The 18,879-nt window shown below is 46.6% G+C and carries 12 protein-coding genes and 2 pseudogenes; all 14 read right to left on the reverse strand.

What is annotated here, in order from left to right; translation table 11 throughout:
- Positions 1–252: pseudogene (locus AACR75_RS03855) on the reverse strand (type VI secretion system tip protein VgrG); the annotation flags it as partial.
- Positions 253–419: 167 nt separating this feature from the next.
- On the reverse strand, positions 420–1,715 hold the full coding sequence (locus AACR75_RS03860) for a type VI secretion system ImpA family N-terminal domain-containing protein (RefSeq protein ID WP_047687570.1): 1,296 nt from the start codon (positions 1,713–1,715) through the stop codon (positions 420–422).
- 57 nt (positions 1,716–1,772) lie between these two features.
- A pseudogene (tssM, locus tag AACR75_RS03865) lies at positions 1,773–5,317 on the reverse strand (type VI secretion system membrane subunit TssM).
- Between the two features lie 17 nt (positions 5,318–5,334).
- Positions 5,335–6,732, reverse strand: coding sequence for a type VI secretion system protein TssA (gene tssA / locus AACR75_RS03870; RefSeq protein WP_047687572.1), 1,398 nt, complete (start codon positions 6,730–6,732; stop codon positions 5,335–5,337).
- Between the two features lie 9 nt (positions 6,733–6,741).
- Positions 6,742–7,401 carry a type VI secretion system-associated protein VasI gene (gene vasI, locus AACR75_RS03875; protein WP_047687573.1) on the reverse strand — a complete coding sequence of 220 codons (660 nt, stop codon included), beginning with the start codon at positions 7,399–7,401 and terminating at the stop codon, positions 6,742–6,744.
- Complete coding sequence (locus tag AACR75_RS03880) at positions 7,398–8,960, reverse strand: sigma-54 interaction domain-containing protein (protein ID WP_047687689.1); 1,563 nt, start codon at positions 8,958–8,960, stop codon at positions 7,398–7,400. Before AACR75_RS03880 ends, vasI begins: the two co-directional genes overlap by 4 nt.
- Positions 8,961–8,962: 2 nt before the next feature.
- Positions 8,963–11,581, reverse strand: coding sequence for a type VI secretion system ATPase TssH (gene tssH / locus AACR75_RS03885; protein ID WP_029189701.1), 2,619 nt, complete (start codon positions 11,579–11,581; stop codon positions 8,963–8,965).
- A gap of 23 nt (positions 11,582–11,604) precedes the next feature.
- Positions 11,605–12,378 (reverse strand): type IVB secretion system protein IcmH/DotU, encoded by a 774-nt coding sequence (gene icmH, locus AACR75_RS03890; protein ID WP_026028435.1) that lies wholly within the window; start codon positions 12,376–12,378, stop codon positions 11,605–11,607.
- Positions 12,379–12,380: 2 nt separating this feature from the next.
- Positions 12,381–13,715, reverse strand: a complete 1,335-nt coding sequence (gene tssK, locus AACR75_RS03895) for a type VI secretion system baseplate subunit TssK (RefSeq protein WP_017044997.1) — start codon at positions 13,713–13,715, stop codon at positions 12,381–12,383.
- A 4-nt stretch (positions 13,716–13,719) separates the two neighbouring features.
- Positions 13,720–14,199 (reverse strand): type VI secretion system lipoprotein TssJ, encoded by a 480-nt coding sequence (gene tssJ, locus AACR75_RS03900; RefSeq protein ID WP_013868298.1) that lies wholly within the window; start codon positions 14,197–14,199, stop codon positions 13,720–13,722.
- A gap of 2 nt (positions 14,200–14,201) precedes the next feature.
- On the reverse strand, positions 14,202–15,674 hold the full coding sequence (gene tagH / locus AACR75_RS03905) for a type VI secretion system-associated FHA domain protein TagH (protein ID WP_047687576.1): 1,473 nt from the start codon (positions 15,672–15,674) through the stop codon (positions 14,202–14,204).
- A gap of 4 nt (positions 15,675–15,678) precedes the next feature.
- Complete coding sequence (gene tssG / locus AACR75_RS03910) at positions 15,679–16,701, reverse strand: type VI secretion system baseplate subunit TssG (RefSeq protein WP_026028436.1); 1,023 nt, start codon at positions 16,699–16,701, stop codon at positions 15,679–15,681.
- A complete protein-coding gene (gene tssF, locus AACR75_RS03915; protein ID WP_047687578.1) occupies positions 16,665–18,434 on the reverse strand; it encodes a type VI secretion system baseplate subunit TssF in 1,770 nt (589 codons plus the stop codon). The genes tssG and tssF overlap by 37 nt, the downstream gene beginning before the upstream one ends.
- 6 nt (positions 18,435–18,440) lie before the next feature.
- On the reverse strand, positions 18,441–18,878 hold the full coding sequence (tssE, locus tag AACR75_RS03920; protein WP_013868295.1) for a type VI secretion system baseplate subunit TssE: 438 nt from the start codon (positions 18,876–18,878) through the stop codon (positions 18,441–18,443).
- Position 18,879 lies beyond the last annotated feature (1 nt).

Genomic DNA, 18,879 nt, shown 5'->3' on the forward strand with positions numbered 1-18,879 from the left:
GCGCACAATGCCGTGCACGCGCTGCACGACAAGGTCATCACGCAGCATCTCAAGCTGAGCGGTTTTGTCCACCAGCTCCAACGCTGTTAAGCCAGATTGGCGACTGGCTAGTTTTATCTCATAGCGAAAACCGTAGCAACGCAGGCCCGCTTGCGCGCTATCAGACAGCGATTCCACACCTTGGTATTCACGCACCACCAACGTGTCGTCTGCCAAACCCTCCACGGTGAGCCTAAAACTTAACCTTGCCATCTTTTTCCCTTCCACTCTTTTATCGCAAAATGACACTAGTACAGCAAGTGCAGTGCCAGATATTTTTCTTTGATATTCATAAGGTTATAAACAGCCCGATTGACAAAGGCAACAAACTGCCTGATATGAGCAAAAAGTTGCCCTTCAATAACCAATTGTTGCTCAGCTTATTGAGCATGAGCTTCCTGATTATGTGTCACAGTCAAATGCTCAAACTGCTTGTCGAGCTCGGCCATTTTCCAGCTCAAATTATTAAGCCGCTGCTTCAGAATCATAAACTCCTGTTCAGCCTGTACAACATCACCTTTTTTGAGCAACTCTTCGACATATGCAGCTCTCCCGTAAATAGGTGACAAACTAATAGCGAACTCCTCCAACGATTTGGTTTGTCTTTGCAGTTCGGTTAATTTTCCTTTTTGCGCGAGCAGCGCGATGTTGGCCATATTGGTTCGCGTTTCACTAAAACGCTCCATAAAGCGCTCAGTTTGTTGCAGAGCTTCACGCTGAGCATCGGCAAACGCTTGATCAACCTCCAGCACTGATTCGGTTTGGGGATAAAGTTGCAATAACGCATCCAACACTTGCTGGGCTTCAACACGAGCCGATTCAAAAGAGAGCGCCATTTTTTGCTCAATCGCCTCTCGGTACAATGGCACAATCTCATTTGACAACTGTTCAAGCTTGGCTGGCGAGTTGGCCTGTTGAAACGCATTGACCTGCTCTGGCGTATGTAAAGCAGGTAACCTTAGGTTGGTTGCATAAGATATTGAGTTGAAAAACGGCAAATAAGTGACGGCTCCATACACCATCACAACACCAAGAACACCGGATATAAAAGCGGCCACATGCGTAACACGTGAGCGCTTTTGATTACGAACCTGCTCAACCTGTTCCGTTTGGGTATGACGCTTTAGCAGCGAATGATATTGCGTTTCTAAACGATCAATATGTTCAAAAATAGCAAAACCTACTCCTTCGAAATCAACCAAATAGTCCGGCTGTTGCAGCTCTAAAATGGCATGCATGCGCTCACAAAAGCGCTCACAACGGTATAAATCACGCAGTGCTTCATGATTCGGACGCAGATCTTTTAACTCCCGCACTACACGAGCATTAACCCAATCGAGCACTTCCTTGCGCATTTTCGCCGATTTTACGTCCGGTTTTGGCAAATTACTTAAGCAGTAGCACAACAGTTCAACACCATTGGCGTATCCCGCTAAGCCCTGCATTTTTAAACAGGCTACGGTGTAATAACCGCACAGCAAAAGGTCAATCCCCGGGCCTTTTGCTAATGTTTCACAAGCAACTTTCACCACAGCCCAGTCTGGACCACCTGATAATGGGTTGTTACGACGATTGATCTCATCTCTCACCTTTTGGTAGGCATCAATGTGACGAACAGCGGCAGCATCATCTATCAAATGAAAACGAGCGTGGTCGATAAATACAATATTGGACATGACTACAGCGTCCTAAGTGAGTTGAGGAGCGATGACCAATCGCTCCTCACTATTATTTTAGTAAAGGGTTTTCGAGAGTTTGAATGACTTAAATAACCGCTCGGTGAATGGGTTAATATCTGCCTCTGAATTGAGTCGATAAATCATCTCACCACCGTCAACTGCAAACTTAAAGTCAACCGACGTGGAACTAGCACCCACCACATCACCTTGTTCAAGCAAGCGGAAAAATGCCCACGGACCTTGGATATTAATACTTCGTGGCGACATATTATTTTTAGTCGGCACTAACGTTACTTTAGAGATCGCAGAATCACGCAGCGTATTTGGCCAAATCAACTCGACACTGTCTCTTGGGCCGTGACTGTAAGCGAGATATTGACCATCAACATTCAGCACACTGCGGCGTTTGTTGTTACTCAAGCGTAACGGTTCAACCGAGAAACTAACGTCTAAGACCCCTTTGCGGTTAAAGAAAGCTTGCTGAATTTTCTTCGCCTGCTTGAGCTGTTCTAGAACGTCTTTGCGAATAATCGACTGCGCGTTATCGTCATCATTGACCGCAATATTTTCTTCCACAAACATTCTTAGCTGGTTGTTGTAGAAGTTGTCTAATGTGCCGTTGGGCGCAAAAAACGCTTCAAAGTCAGAAAGAGAACTGTCTTTGTTGGATGACTCATTAAATGGATAGCGCCCAGCTAATTTCTCTTCAAAGGTTTTGTAAACATCATCATGCCAACGAACTTCAAGGTGCTTGATCGCTTCTTGTTTGACAACATACCAACTCTCATCCGCCAGTTTAGACACCATAGTATCGAGCGGTTTAGGCAAACCTGATGCAATACGTTTCACCGTGTAAATTGGATCAGCGTTCACTAATTTTACGCGTGCTTTAGTGGCATCCAGCGCAGCCATACCAACATCTGGCGCTTCTTGAATAGATTTGAGGTAATTTTGTAACTCTTCCACCGCCACTAACACTTCATTGATGTACGCTGGCTTATCACCGACTGGCTTGAGCATAGCGTTTAGTTCAGCAAAGGGTGCATCAATCTGCGAAGCAACTTTGTATTTTGGATTTTTTAACAGCTCTTTTTGCGCGGCTTCATCTTTAGGCACACTGGCATACATTTGAGTATTGCTTTCTAAAGTGCGAAGCAAACGTTGCATCGGTTCAATGTTGCCAGTAAAGTTTTCTAATACTGACACCGCGTCATTGATGTCGCTAAAATACTTAACGCTGATTTCATTAAGAGCCGCACGCCAGGTATTGGTGTAGTCCGCCACATACAAGCTGCGGATTTTGTTACGAAGGTCGTGCTTATCCGCTTCGCTAAATTGAGCCGATTTGGATTGCCCCAGTACCCAACTGTCGATCAAGGCCAGCTCAGAAACGGATTCTGATTGCGGCATGAAGTAATCTTCAAACCCTTTTTTGGTAAGCATTTGCGGAATATACAGCGAGCTGCTGTTGACCACTCGCTCTTCAAAAACCACATCAAAGACGGGGCCAATCAAGTTGCGTAAATTGATCGAGGGGCCAAGAACCGTTTGTGCATTCAACTTCAAATTACGGTAAACACGTTGATCGTTAGGCATAGAACCAAGATCAGACTGCACTTTCGCCACCACCTGATCATAAGGCTTCATCACCGACTCTGCATTGCGATCACCGCGCGCGCGATCACCCGCTAAATCCGTGTGTAACATGGCGTAGTCTAAATGCCCCAGTAGTTCTTCTTGGATCACGCGTTGCCCAGCGAACTCTTGCTGCCAGTATTTGGAGAAATAATCGAGTACATAATCCTTATAGCGGCCGCTTTTATCTACCATCATGCGATAGACGCGCAGCACGGCCAGCTTCTCTTCATCTGTTTTGGCTTGGTTAAGCTGTACAACGACATCAGCCATGAGCAGAGGTAAAAAGCGGTTTTCCAATAAATTCAAATAGGTCGCTTCAACCATTGGACCAATCGTGTGGCCTTGGTACAAACCAAAATCGGAAATGTACTGTGGTTTATCACGGAAGAAGCCAAACTCCAATGTCGCCTCTCGAATTTTATTGAGCGGCACGAGAACATCTTGCTGAGAGGCTAAATAAAGATTAGAGGGGAACTCGTTTTTGTACTCGTTTACTTTCGCTAACACCGCATCAGAGTGCTTCACGTTACTAAGGTAATAACGATGCCAAGTGCCGACTAATAACACAGTTGCAATAGAACAAGCCACTACTGACAAACCAATCAAGCGCCGTTTTTGCTTCGCAACACGAAAATTATCTGAGGCAAGCCCAGCTTCAGGATAGATGATGTTATTAAACAGTTTTTGTGTGAAATAAACCGTTGAGTTTTTAGCTTGCTGCGCTTTATTAATGGCATGATCTAGCCCATAACGACGCGAAGCAGCATCATCAAATGCGTTTGTAGGCACACCTTGTTGATACACAGAAGTGAAATACGCACCACGCACCAAAGCCGACGTAGAGAACTGATCACTGGCCAATGCATCGTTGAAAAATTGTAATAAGATCTCTTTTAAACCGGAGATTTGACGCGTGAAGCTATAAATAGCATTGCGCTCTTCCAAATCCATCGGCACAGAAACCGCGTGCGGCAGTACATCATTAATGCGCTCAACAAACTGACTGTAGTCTTTTGAAAACTCGTTGAGCCAGTTATCCAAGTCATCAATAGAGTCGAGCGAAAAGGTAAAGCCCAGCACATCTTCACGCTGACTGCGCGAGTAATGTTTAAAGAAAGGTTCAAAACCGTGTAATAAATCCAATTTGTCAATGCAATATAGACAGGTAAACGCGTGGATAACGTCTCCATTAGTTCACGTAAGCGAGCACGTAATAAATTGGCGTAAGCTTTACGCTCGGTTGCAGTTGCGGTTGCTAAATGAGAAACGTCTAACGCTAAAACGATACCGTTGAGTGGACGGCGGCTACGCGTTCTCTCCAACCAATTAACAAAATGAAGCCACAAACGGCGCTCCATCGCACCATCGTTATCATTGCTGTGGTTACCTTGTGTCAGTAGCTCTCCATCTGGATCGATCAATACCGATTCATCGCCAATCCACCAATCAAACGAATACGGGTTTTCACTTTTTTGACCCGAGGCTCGCATTACCGAAGAAAAAACAAAGTTTTGCCCAGAGCGGTTGATGAGGCTGGTTTTGCCGGCATTTTCCAAACCGAGCACTAAATACCATGGCAACGCATAAAGATAATTACGTTTATTGAGGTTCTCTTTCATGCTGACCATCACTTGGTTCAGCTCAACCTCTTGGCGCTCTTCATAGGCTTTAATTGGATCTTGGCGAAGCTGATCTTCACGCTTTTGCTCGGCTTTAAAACCTTGCAATTTTCGCCACTGCCACACACCCCAAACGGCCAATGCACCTAAAGTGAACAAGCTACTTGCCACTGCGCGAGCGGTTATCGATTCAAGTGGCTTATTCCCCGCGATCTCTAGCCAAGGGCCTGCCCACCAAATCGCAACATTCAATAAAATGAATGTGCTAAATAGCAAAATAGGCATCGCCGCGGCAATGCCCGGTGTTAACTTTCTTGCGATCCCAACAATAAATTTCCACATGGGTTTGTGTCCTTCGTTTACTCTGACGTTGTGTATTGTTCTAATTGCTCAACTAATGAGGGTTCCCAATCGGTAACGCTCATGGTGCTAACCTGAGCATGTAACGTTTGGTACTGTTCTTTCGCCATCGCATCTAAATTATTGCTATTTAACAAATCAGCCGATAATAACCGCCAATAGAATTTATCCCTTGGCTCACTGGCGCTGACCAGGCCATCGTTGAGCATAGAGAGCGCCACCGCAATGCCTCCCTCTTTCGCTAAGCTAAACGCCTCTTTGCGTTTGTCTTGCCAATCACCTGCTACTTGGCCTTGGGCGCTACTTTGCTGCTGGCTGAGTAGCCACTCTTTTACGCTCGCATTGACAAAAGGCTCGCCTCCTTTGAATTTCAACTCGAGCAGCGCAGGTAGACGTGCCACAAACTGCTGGCTTTCACTCAAAATGGCTTCACTCCACGCCTTTTGGCCTAAACTTTGCGCGATTTGATAGCTCATCATTTGCCCTTCAAACCAGTAAGGTGCCATGGTCAAACTCTGCTCTACCTTGCGCCATAAGGCTAAATCTGGGCTACGCATTTGGTCGTGATACTCTTTGATTCGTTCTTGCGCCATCGCCCGTAACAGTGTTTCCCCGCTGACGTCGTGCTCAGGTAATGAGGTAATACTTGACCACACGGCAAAACGCCTGACTCGTATTGCCAAGGCAATGCCGAACTCTTGTTCAGACAAAAACTCAGCTACCTTTAGTAAGGTCTGCTTAGTGGCTTTGTCACTTGAACTGTCGACTGAGATGGCGCTCTGGGTGGTGGTTTTACGTTCAACCGCCGGAGTCTCTTGCACATGTTGAGTCGCTTGCTCACGTTCTGTTGCGCGGCGCAGTTGGGCTTGAACTTTAGCTACTAGACTTTCAACGCTTTCAGACATCAGTCCGGCTTGAGTAGTCGCTTGCTGTAGCGCGTCGATCGCGGTGTTTAACTCATCACGATCTGGTCCATCAAATTGTGCGAAATCTAACTTGTCGATGACTAAGGCTAACCGCTGCACAATCTGGCTGAAGAATTTGCGACGTGGCAAACTGCCTCTTTTGCCTGGCGCAGGGAAGCAATCTTCCCAGTAAAGGGACATGAAATCGCTCAGCAGCTGCAGCGACGTGGTGAAACGTAGCGGTGTGGCTTGGTTATGCAAACACTGCAACAAGTAGATCAATAATTTGAGATCTTTACTTTTTTCGCTGAGTAGTTTGAGCGTACTGTGTTCGACTTCATCCCATTGCACACTAGCGTGGGAGAGTGACCCCACTTTCATCATTTGATCTTCAACAAAATCAAACAGTGGATCATCAATCAGGCGCTCACCCACAGGGTTATCGGCTTGAATAGGCTGAGTAATACAGCGGCGATAATCGGTTAACTCCATTGGAACTCCTTACCAACCACAGCGTGTTTTTAGTGCCGTTAATGATTGCGAAAGCTCGCTCGCATCAAACTGCAATCCATCAACAAAAGGAGAGTTTGAACGCAGCACAAGGCGATTTTCTCGCGCCATCGCTTTCATCATCTCAATCGCTGGCATGCCTCTGCCTGAGGAAAAGAGCAAACCTAAATCGTCACTACGCCAAGATTGTGCCTGCATATTAGCAATCGACACTTGGATGCGAGGGTCATCAATCGCGCTAGGAAACGCCAATTCCACTCGACTCAAATTGTCGATACAGCTCATCAGCAGCACAGGTTTAGCGTTATCGTCAAACTTCGTATTTTGATTTAACGCAACCAAAGTAATCCACGCATTCCCTTTATCATCGTCGCCCTCAACGGTTAAGTGACTTGCTTCCCCGTCTTTATACTGGCTGATGCTATCAAAGGCGCGTTGCCAAGATAGCGGCGCATTGGGCGTTGCCGCTTGAGGCATCACCACGTCAGAAGGCGTTTTAAACAGGTGGTCAAAACAGCTCAATCGCTCTAACCGAGATGTGATCGTAGTGCATTGCTCTGCTTGTGCTATAGCGTCATTTTCCGCATTCGCCATGGGGAAATACAGCGTCATAGAGAGGCAAACTGTGAGCCTAAACAACCGTTTATTCATGGTGTTTTAATCTCCAATTTTTGGCATTTATAGGCCAAGGTCCGCTTGGGAATACCGAGGCTTTGGGCCGCTTTGGCCCTGTCACCAGCAAAATATTGGAGGCGCTCACGGATAATACGAGACTCAAATTCATTCACCGCTTGTTTTAAATCATCCACCACTCGGCTGACACCGGGCTCAGCTTTAGCGACCTTATGCCCATGTCGTTCAGTCTCTGGCTGCTGATCGGCTTTAGTGTATGCTAAACGTTGTGTAAAGCAGGACTCCTCCACCTGTGTGCCATCCAGTGTTTGCGCACAACCAAATTCAATAAGGTGCTTGAGTTCACGCACATTACCGGGAAAGTCATAACGTTTTAGGCAATCGATCGCTTTATAGTGCACACCCCGAATGTTGGTTGCATGCTGCTGATTAAAGCTGCGTACAAAATGTTGGCTAAGCCGTTCAATGTCATCCATCCTTGCCGCAAGGCGTGGCAAAGTGATCGGGTACTGAAATAAGCGGTAATAAAGATCCTGACGAAACGATTTATTACGCACTTGTTCGAGGAGATTGACATGCGTTGCTGAAACCAAACGAAAATCAGAAGATTGTTCGTTTTTACCGCCAATCGGCCGAAAAGATCGAGATTCCAACACCCGCAGTAATTTGGCTTGCAGGCTCAAGGGCATATCACCGATTTCATCCAAAAACAGGGTTCCGCCATCGGCTTGCGCAATCAACCCTTGTTTATCGCTATCCGCGCCGGAAAACGCCCCTTTGCAGTAGCCGAACAGTTCACTTTCCAATAAGTTTTCAGGGATAGCCGCGCAGTTAATAGCAACAAATGGCGCTTGTTTACGGGGCGAGAGTTGGTGCACCGCTTGCGCGACCAACTCTTTACCTGTCCCTGTTTCACCTTGCACCATCACTGAAAGCTGTGATGGCGCGGCGTTGATGATCTGCTCTCTTAATTTTTTCATCACCAAGCTGTTACCGATTAAGGTTTCAGAGAGGCTCGCAATTAATGAACGACGAGCATTGTCACGCTGAACGTCAGACAACGATTCCGATAAGTTTTGTCGATTTTGTTCTTCCCGTTGCATCTCATTAAGCAACGACCACTGATGGCAAAACACATCCACATACTTGATAAAATCTGGCTGCTCAAATAGGCCTTCCAAGGTATGGGTTTCACCAATCAACAGCAAAATAGACTGAACTTGTGTATCCCCATTAGGTAACGGGTGTACAACCACGCTATCTAGCATGCCGACCCGGCTAGTGAGTTGACTAAACAGGCGATTAGATTGCCAAAAAACCAATTCATCAGCGGTTAAGTGCATCGATTTGGCCGATTGCAATACATGGGCAAACGGACAATCAAAATCGGTGACCGACCAGCTTAAATTCAGCGGGTTATCCTGTGGCACTAAGGTACGGCCGTCTGAACTGGGAACCAGTAACAAGCAAGTATCGAGCCTTAGCTCTCGGCGCAGCGTTTCTACAAACAATGCGGCCAATTGGCTAGGCTTTCTCGCGACAACAAGCTCGGTTGCGTAAGCTAACCAGTGACTCATGATCACTCAACCTCTCCAATAAACTCACCCTCTTCCGCCGCTAAATAGATGCGTTGCACTGGTTGTTTATCAGCCAGTTTATTTAACAAAGCTAATGAAATCGGTGGTAGTAATTGACCTTCGATGATCGCTTCCAGCATACGAGCCCCATTTTCAGAGCGCGTTGCACGGCTTAAGATCTCTTCGATCAAGCTATCTTCAATCACCACGTCAGCGGCATAACGCTGTTTAAAGAGCTGCTCAAGGCGGGTTAACTTGCCACGCACAATCTGCTCTAGCACTTCCTTGCTGAGCGGTAGATACGGAATAATCTCCATACGAGCCAGTAAGGCGGGTTTGAAGAAAGCCGCAAGTTCTGGGTAAAGCTGCTCATCAAGCAACTGAGGCTGCTGCGCGTAATCGACTATGGTTTGGTAACCTAAATTCGAGGTGAGGAAGAAGACGATGTTTTGGCAGTCGATCACTCGACCTTCACCATCGGCCAGCTCACCTTTATCAAAGGCTTGGTAGAAAATATTGAGCACTTCTGGGTGCGCTTTTTCAACTTCGTCTAACAGCACCACAGAGTACGGCATTTTACGAATCGCTTCGGTAAGAATGCCACCCTCACCATAACCAACATAACCCGGAGGCGAACCAATCAGGCGTGAAACGGTATGCTTTTCTTGATATTCCGACATGTTGATAGTGGTTAAAAATTGTTTACCACCATAAAGTTGTTGCGCCAGTTGGACTACCGTTTCGGTTTTACCAACGCCACTTGGACCCACGAGTAGGAAGGAACCTTTTGGACGCCCCGGACGGCGCAAATCCGCGCGCGCCGTTAATAAGTTACGGTGAACACGCTCAATCGCAGTATCTTGCCCTTTGATTGCCTCACCTAAAATAGCCGTTAGGTGGGTGATTTTATGCAGCTCATCGCTGTTCATTTGGTCAACGGGCACGCCCGTCCAGTCCGCAATCACTTCCGCGATTTGCTGAGCATCGACTTGTGGATGCATGAGGCGATCATTATGAGGGATCTCTTCTAAAGCTCGATATTGCTCCTGCAATTGAACAAGTAACTCATCACGCTCAACTTGGGTCTGCTCACCATGATCCTCAGCGCCATCTAAGAGCTGATCGCGTAGGGTAATAATGCGCTCAATGATCGCTTTTTGCTCTTGCCAGCTTTGAGTCAAGGTCGCTTTTTCAGCTTCATCGGCCACTTCTTGGCTACATAGCTCATCCAAGCGATGCGAATCAACCACTTGACCTAAATATTGAGCACGCTCAAGCATATCAATTTCAAGTTGACGTTGATGGCAAGCGGTCTCTAGTTGCGCTAAGCGCTTCGGCGGTGTGGTGATATTAATTGCAATACGCGCGCAAGCAGTATCCAACACATCAATCGCTTTATCCGGCAGTTGTCTACCTGAAATGTAACGCGCTGAAAGCTCGGCGGCGGCTTTCAATGCATCATCAGTAATCAATACGTTATGGGCTTTTTCGTAAACACGATTCAAGCCACGCAGAATATCTACTGCTTGGCTGATGCTCGGCTCTTCTAATTTCACTAACTGGAAACGACGAGTCAGCGCAGGATCTTTTTCAAAATACTTTTTGTACTCTTTCCATGTGGTGGCTGCGACAGTACTGAGCTCGCCTCGCGCAAGAGCTGGCTTGAGCAAGTTGGCCGCATCACTACCACCCTCTTGGTTGCCAGAACCAATTAAAGTGTGCGCTTCATCGATAAACAAAATGATCGGTTTAGGCGAGGTTTTGATCGCGTCAATCACGCCTTTAAGACGTTTTTCAAATTCACCTTTGACTGAAGCACCCGCTTGCAACAAGCCTAGATCGAGTGAGCACAACTCTACATTTTGCAGTTGTGTCGGCACATTGCCCGCAACGACGCGCAATGCAAGTCCTTCAATCATAGCGCTTTTACCGACACCAGCGTCTCCCACAACGATGGGGTTGTTTTTACGACGACGACACAAGATGTCGATCATCAAATTGAGTTCGTTTTCACGACACAATACTGGGTCAAGTTCGCCGTTACGCGCTTGCGCCGTGACATTGGTGCAGTATTTATGCAGTGGCGAAGATGACGCTGCATCCAGCGCGGCAGGAGCTTGAGAACCCGCTTTGCTTTTTTCAACCGCCGACTCGGAAGAGTCTTGCAACAGCGTATCAAACCCTTTGTTTAGGCTCTCTTTGTTGATGTGTTCAAAAAGACGGATTAGTTTAAGTGGTAGGTAACGATCAGCGCGCATCAACGCGGCTAAAAACACCACACCTGAACGAAGCTGATTCTGATTCAGCTCAGTGGTAGAAAGCAACCAAGCTTCCTGCAATAGCTCAACCAACAGTGGCGAGAATGCTGGATAGGTATCTAACACTTGTTCACGAGCGTAACTTGCACTGATGGCTTGTTTTACGGTTTCCACATCTAAGTTAGCGTGCTTAGCTATCACACGCACATCCGAAAGTGGGTTCTCTAGCAACACATGTAAGAAGTGCTCATAGGTCACTTCTGGGTGCTGACGTTCAATACATAATGAAGCGGCTTGCTCTAGGGCTAGCTTACTCTGTTCATTGAGTTTTGAAATTAATGTGGGTAATTCAATACGGATCACTACAATCACCTAGCCTTTTATAATTAGAGTATTTGGTTCAATTGGTTTAATACGTCTGCCGATTGGCTGTGCAGTAAATAGGAATAGCCTAAAAACACACCGACCCAAATAATGACAAAACCAAGCAGTACTGACCAAACCGGTAACTGCCTGCTTAACTTATATTTTGATTTCACCACATGGTCCGTGGCGGAGGTCAGTTCTTTCGGCTCGTTTTCATCCAACGAACTGACGGTGTCATGTAAACGACTGATCACCTTTTCACGCTCGTTGTGGCCGCTTTCCATCACACGGTATTTACCTTCAAAACCTAACACTAGGCATTGATAGATAAACTCTAGCAACGCGCGATAACGTTTAGGTTCACCTTCCAAGCGACTTAAGATGGTAAACACTTTTTCGCCGCCCCAAGTCTCACTGTGGAAACGAGACAGCATAGAATGTTCAGCCCACACACTAGATGCACCCCACTCGGTTCCCATGACGGCTTCATCCAAAAACGCGCACAGAATGTAGCGATAAGCCATCAAAATCGCATGCTCAAACCCTTGCTCGGCAAGCTCGATTTCAATCGCTTTAATCTCTTCCACCGTCTGTTTGTAGATCTGCTCAATGTTTTCGCACTCTGACAAGCTGCGTACCCGCAGCGACAAACCAAACAGAGGGGTAGCAGCATCAATCAAAACATTAGGGTTATCACCACGCAGTTGAAACCAGTAATCTTGGTCGTGGTTGATCTGCTCGACGCTGTCAAAAAGCAGACCGCTGTATTGGGTGTTTTTTTTATCAATGGCCATCATCAGCTCCTAATCGCCCAGAATTGCAGGTCAAGATCTTCAAACGCACCCGCGACATGGAAAGCAAAACCACTTGAGCGACCTAACATCGACCATGCTGAGCTGGTTTTATCCAATTGGTAATAGGTATAACCGGCGTGGTAAGGCAACTGCCTTGGTGCAACTGGTAACGGTGTAATTGGAATGCCCGGTAATTGCAGTGAAATGAGCTCGCGGATTTTCTCCACTGACGATACTTTGGTCTGCTGAGTAAAGAGACGACGCAGTTCATCTAATGGCATGCGTGCTTTCACCGCGATGATGAATTCTGCGCTTTCAACCAGTTGAGGGTCGTGGATTGGGGCAACCATCAGGCCGTACTTACGTTTATCCAACTGAATCGAGACCGCTCTAGGCTCAAGTACGATACTTAGGCTCTGTCTTAAGTTGCGGATCAGCGGCCCAAAAGAGTGGGTCGGCATTTCATGGTTATAGCTCGGGATGCTCGGTGGTAAACGACTTTCATCGGTAAATGTAGCCAATTCTCCACATACGCATGACAGGCACTCAAATAAACGTTCCGGGTGCAAACTGCGTAGCTCTGCCAAGTGTTGCATCTGGGGTTGTAGACGATTCAGGGCTTGCAACAGCATAAAATCAGACACATCCGCGACCCCGCCTTGAGAGGGAGAGCTGATACGTTGAGCAATGTTTTTGGCACGTTCGCGCATTAACCCAGATATTTCGTTAATAAAACGGTGCAAAGCCGCATTGCTCGCAACATTAAGATGGCACGGAATAAAGTCCGGATCGAGTACGACACTACCATCAGGACGTTTTTCTAAAATACGAGCGATCGCAATTGAGGCGTAAGAGCTTCTGTCTTCTTTTTCAAGCATCAACTGCACACGAACAGGTGAGACATCTAGCGTCGTGGTGTCACCGCGCACGGTATGTACGTCGCGCACTTCTAAACGATTGCTTAAGTAACGCCCGGTTCCACGCTCTTCGGGCCAGTTAATCTCCATTAACGATTCACTGCGAAGCGGCACCGCTAAATAGACCAACTGGTTTGCAAGCGAAGCATCGGCAATCTCGAGCGCATCTGGCAACACATCTTCCTGAGGAATACGGAAAACGGTTCCATCAGGCATAATACCAACCGCACGTTCGATCGCGATACGACCAAAAGAGAGATATTCAGGGTTAAGTGATAACTCTGATACTCCGTAAAGGTAGCCACTGACTGATGAGATGCGTTCATCAATATGATATTCAAAATAGCGTTGCTGCTGCTGGAAATGCTGCGGTTTAATGAATAGACCTTCATTCCAAATGACACGATTACGCGCAAACATCTTGTTATTCCACCCTTTCCAGTTTTACATCGTAGTCTTTGAAATACATCAAAAGATGATATTCCCTACCTTTGTTAAGCACTTTGACGGCCTTTTTCCATTCACTCAGCTCAGGTTCAGCAAAATGCGCCATGACCCCAATGTAGTTCGTGCCTTCATCAATCTCGAACGCGTTCACAAACTTAAACTGGCCTGGTGTCATTACATAATCGTAATTGGCGATAAAATTGCTGCGTAACGCTTTTTTGTAGTCTGCTTTTACTTGGTCATAATCGGCAGACATAAACATCGAATCATCTTTGAGCTCAAACACTTGAACCTCTATCGGCGACGCTTCACCCCAAATATTAGGGTTAGTACCTTCATCACTAACGAGACTGAAGGTTACCTTGGTCGGCTGTGTGGCTGGCTCATACTTTTCTGATGAGCTACAGGCGGTTAATACCGTCAGTAGCATCAGCAGGACAAAAGACCGCTTGTTCACCGTTATAGCTCCAGCTGTTTTTCACGAATTTTCTTGTCGTAAGACTGCTCGAAAATTTCCCAAAACAGTTTCTCAAATCCTTTTTGGCGATTAGAAGTGAGCTCTTGGTAGTAGTGGCAATACATCTCCCACGCCCAAGCATCTGAAGAGTGGTTCTGTGCATCACTATTGCGCTTGTAATGTTGGAAACGGCGCAGTAGCACTTGAGGAGAAAAGGCATTAAGAATCTGATTTAGGGCTTCGCTAGTGGCGTGCTGCATTGCTTCGTTATGGTCGCGCACATTTTTTAGGCTTTCGGCAATCGCCGCTGGGGCAGACAAGTGCACCACACTTTTATCAGCATCATACAGAGTACGAATGGTTTCTTCGTATGATAGCCCCAAGCGAAGTGGGTTATCTTCAATCGGTTGCAAGTTACGATTCATCATACCAAAACGCCCTTTACTCACTTGCTGGTGAAGCTCAAGCAAACCTTGCACACAAGCTTGCAACGATTGCCCAAGCTCTTCTGAAAGCATGTGCATTTTCGCCATATCGTGGCTATTGCCAACGTCAACACCTAGCCCGGTGAGCATAGGGCCGGTCAATAAGTGTGATGCATTGTTTGACGAGCTGTTGTGTTGCTCGGAGTGAGGGTGGTAGCTTCTCGCCACTTCTTCCTCAAGTAGATCTAATACTTTATCGTCCATCGCTAAGCCCTCAGGTACGTTGTAAATACTGTTATTAATGTTCAAATGAGTCGGTGGTTGCGCAGTCTCATGGTGCTCAACAGCCGGAATAGGTGGTAAATCGGTGGAGGTTTTGCCAAAACCGAGAATTTTCTTTAATCGAATCGATGACGTCATCTCATACTCGCTGTCAGCTTGAGGCGTAAACTGCAGTTGCGACTGCTGGCTATCGTATTCTGGCACTAATGAATGTTGTGCTTGTGCGAGTGGTTTTTCCGTCTCTTCAAGCAACGACTCTTCTTGTTTAATGCCTTGCAATAAATCATCTAAAGCGGCGATAGGGTCCATTGAACTCGGCTCTGGTTCATCCTCGTCGCGGCTGATATCATCCAATGGACCATCTTTGAGTAGATCGAGCCCCTCTTTAGCAAACAACTGATCCAAAGAGCCATTAATCAGAGAATCGTCTTCACCCACTTGACCAAAAATGACACGAATTTGGTAAGGTCCAATGGCCACTTCATCTTTGTGCTCCAACTTAGCCGAAGCACCTTGCCCTAACGGCTTATGGGAACCATTAACATAGGTATTACCAACCAGATCTTGAATGCAAAACGCACCATCAATCACACGGATGGCACAGTGATGATTTTGAATTTTCCCTTTACCGTCACGAAGCTGCCAATGCGCATCACTTGCAGAGCCAATCACACCGCCTTGCACATTAAACATCGCTTGTGCGGATAATCCTGATTCCAGTAGTTGCACATTCGTCACTACCATTGAAAGCGTTTGCTTCTTCTGCATATCGCTATTGCCTTACTTGTATAAGCACGCTTTTGTCCGCCAAATCGCGCCCTAAAAATGATGACCAACCCAAAGCCACACCACTGTCATGGCATAAACTCATCACTGGAGCCTCGCTCTCGTGCATGGTCAGCTCAAGGTCGTAAGCCATCTGCTCTCGTAAAATAAACTCCACCAACTTACACAGCGGTTGATGTTCTTTGCCTGATGGCAAAAAATCGGCAAATCGTTCTCGAGTTAAGTTTTTGATACAGATAACAAACTTACCGTTACAGTCCATCACTGACTCACCCAACATGCTGTTGATCCCAAGCTCGCCATTCTGCTTACCTAAGCAAAACTGCTGATAAGGCTCTATCCGGACTTTGCGTCGAACCCACTGGCGAATACTGACTTCTTGCAGATCAAAACAGTGCGCGATGATGCCAGACACCACTTGCGGTGAACGACTTCGGCCAGCCAAAGTGCCCGCATAAGCCAGCATCTTGCACCAATTTATCGGTGTTTCGCCGCGCAAGTCCGCATCACCCAAACCGACTAAAGCAAACAGCTGTGATGAAAATTGATCCTGCGCACCCGCTTGAAAACGGACGTAATAGCGATACTTTCGCCATACGCGGTACACAAGGTTAATCAACCGGTTATTGAAAAAATCCAAAAAGGGCCGCTTGAAACCACCGGGATCTTCTTCGACCAATTGCTGCAAAATAAAACCAGGCAACGGTGACTGTGCCCCAGTTAATCCGAAAAAATTGGTTTGTAAGATCAGGCGCTCATCCGCGAACTCACGTAAATCCGTTACGTCCGCTGGTGCAAAGCCTAAACTGGGGTTGGCACTGAATACCAACTGGCATGTCCGCTCCCAATCTTCTGATTCAGGATTAAACGCATTAAGTTTTTGCAGCAGTTCCACCAACTGATAGAAGTTGTACGTTCGTACATCGCTTGGTAAACCCAGTAGAGGCTCCGGCACAGCCGCCGCAGCCATCTCTAGATCAATGGCTGCATTCCTGTCTGTGTTCCCCATGTGTACTTCTCTTGATTGGACGCGTTAATAACGATCAGCTCATGAAACGAATTGATGCTGGCATATAGGGCAAAAAAGTGGCTAAGCACGGTGCCAAAGAGGTAAAGCTCCCCTTCTGAACCAAAACAGTTTTGATCAATATGAATCGTCGATTGCAGCCCTCGCACTGGCAAACCGCGCAATATTTTATCCACGGGTTGCGACTCAATTTTTTGGATCCCTTCAAGACGCAAACGCGCAACACGCTCCGCTTGGCGATCCACCAAGGCTCTGAAATCGTAAGCTCGCAACACACTGCTTAAGGCATCTTTGGACAGCAGCGATAAATAATTCAGCGATAAGTTAGAAATCAATACCCACAATAGACTGCCATCCAGTACTGGGCGCAGAGATTGTGAAGGCACGGTAATATTGCTGAAAGTGGCAAAGGGGGGCGAGCTGTCTGTCGGCTCACAAATGTCACCGACACCGAGTTCGAGCGGTAATAAGCGATTGGTGCAGGTGAGTTTGAGCGAGATGGCTTCATCGACATGCATGGATTGCGTTTCATCTCCGCGAATGAAAGAGATGAAATTATCAAATCCATCGCCACGGATACTGTCTTTTACTCGCGTGCGGTAATAGAGCGCTTCACGATTTCGAACCCGCTCCACTTCATGCTGAAAACTTTCAAATGCTGAATAGACACGTTTTTCACCCCGAATTCGTTGGCTGGCTTGAGTTTTGTCTTGCCAACCGAACACGCCGTCAACGCTGAACACTTCATAGTGAGAAGGGTAACGACTAGAGGGAATAATGCGATACTCAGAACGCTTGCCCGTTAAATCGATCGGATCGGCATCATGTTCAAACAAATTAATGACAGGGGTGCAGTACAACTGGAAATTATCCTGACGCACTCGAACGTCCGCTGGCAAGGTTTTCGAAAAACTGATTTTCAGTTTGAACGCACCATGCACTGATTTCGGCACTACGCTAGCCAGACGGGTAATGTCAACAAAGTGAAATGCTTCAGGAAACGACAAGTATTCCTGCAAAACGCGATAACCTTCATACACATTGGAAGGATAGGGCAAAAGTGACTGCTCGCTATCAAATCCGACCGTTTGGAAGCTATTGCGCGGCAGCGTAAATTCTACCCCCGCGACTTCAACAGAAATCTTATCGAGGTAGTGGTTGAGCCATAGATAGAGCATTTGTGAGCTGTATTTATCACCACCTAAGTAAAAGCGCAGATCATCAAGATGCGCATCACCGACGCTTATCTCACCCAACATATTAAGCGACACTTCGATGATGGTCGCTTCTCTAGTATGTTGCGCAGTGACGTCAGTACATTTCAGTGGGTAAATCTGCACGTCACGACAGGTTCTAAAGTGACATTTGGTGCCGAAAACAGGCTTGCTATCGAGCTGAGTGCCACGAGCGATTTGCTGCTTATCACTGACACTTTTATCCGGTGTGAACGAGACAATACTCATGCTTGGCACAGGACGTAAGTAGTTTGGCCATAGCATGTTGATGATGGAGTGCGTTAGCTCAGGAAATTCATCTTCAACTTTTTCGCGCAAGCGAGCGGTGAGAAAGGCGAATCCTTCCAATAAACGCTCGACATCAGGATCCGTCGTTTTACCGTGTAAAAAGCGAGAGAGTTGAGGATGAATTTCAGTGAAATGCTTTCCTTGTTCTTTAAGGAAAGCAAGCTCTTCTCTGAAGTACTTATCTTGAGCCATAATTTTCTAATACACTCGGTACTTTCGGTTTTGATCCAGTAGCAGGTTGAACTGCACTTTCTCATGTAACGCATCACTGTTTATTTCGGCCACAATATGGAAGCGCAGCATCAAAGGGCTAAACACGTCCGACTCGGATCGAATCACAATATTTCGTAAACGGGGCTCATACACATCTAAGCAGCTTTGTATCGCAAGCTTAATCCGCAGCGATAAGTCTAAGGTTTCTAACGTTGCATCGTTAAAATCCACTAAACCTAACGTTGGAGCACTTTGTGCCTCACCCATGCGAGTATTCAAAATATTGGAAACATTGCGTTTGATTGATTGGAGCACATCCCATGCATTTGGCCCTTGAGTCAAAGACATAGGCTTGGTGCCAGCTTCTAAACGTTCAAAGAAGCCGACACCAAATGCACTCTCTTCAGGTGCAATATAAGTCATG

Source organism: Vibrio sp. ZOR0018 (assembly GCF_963865925.1).
Classification (GTDB): domain Bacteria; phylum Pseudomonadota; class Gammaproteobacteria; order Enterobacterales; family Vibrionaceae; genus Vibrio; species Vibrio anguillarum.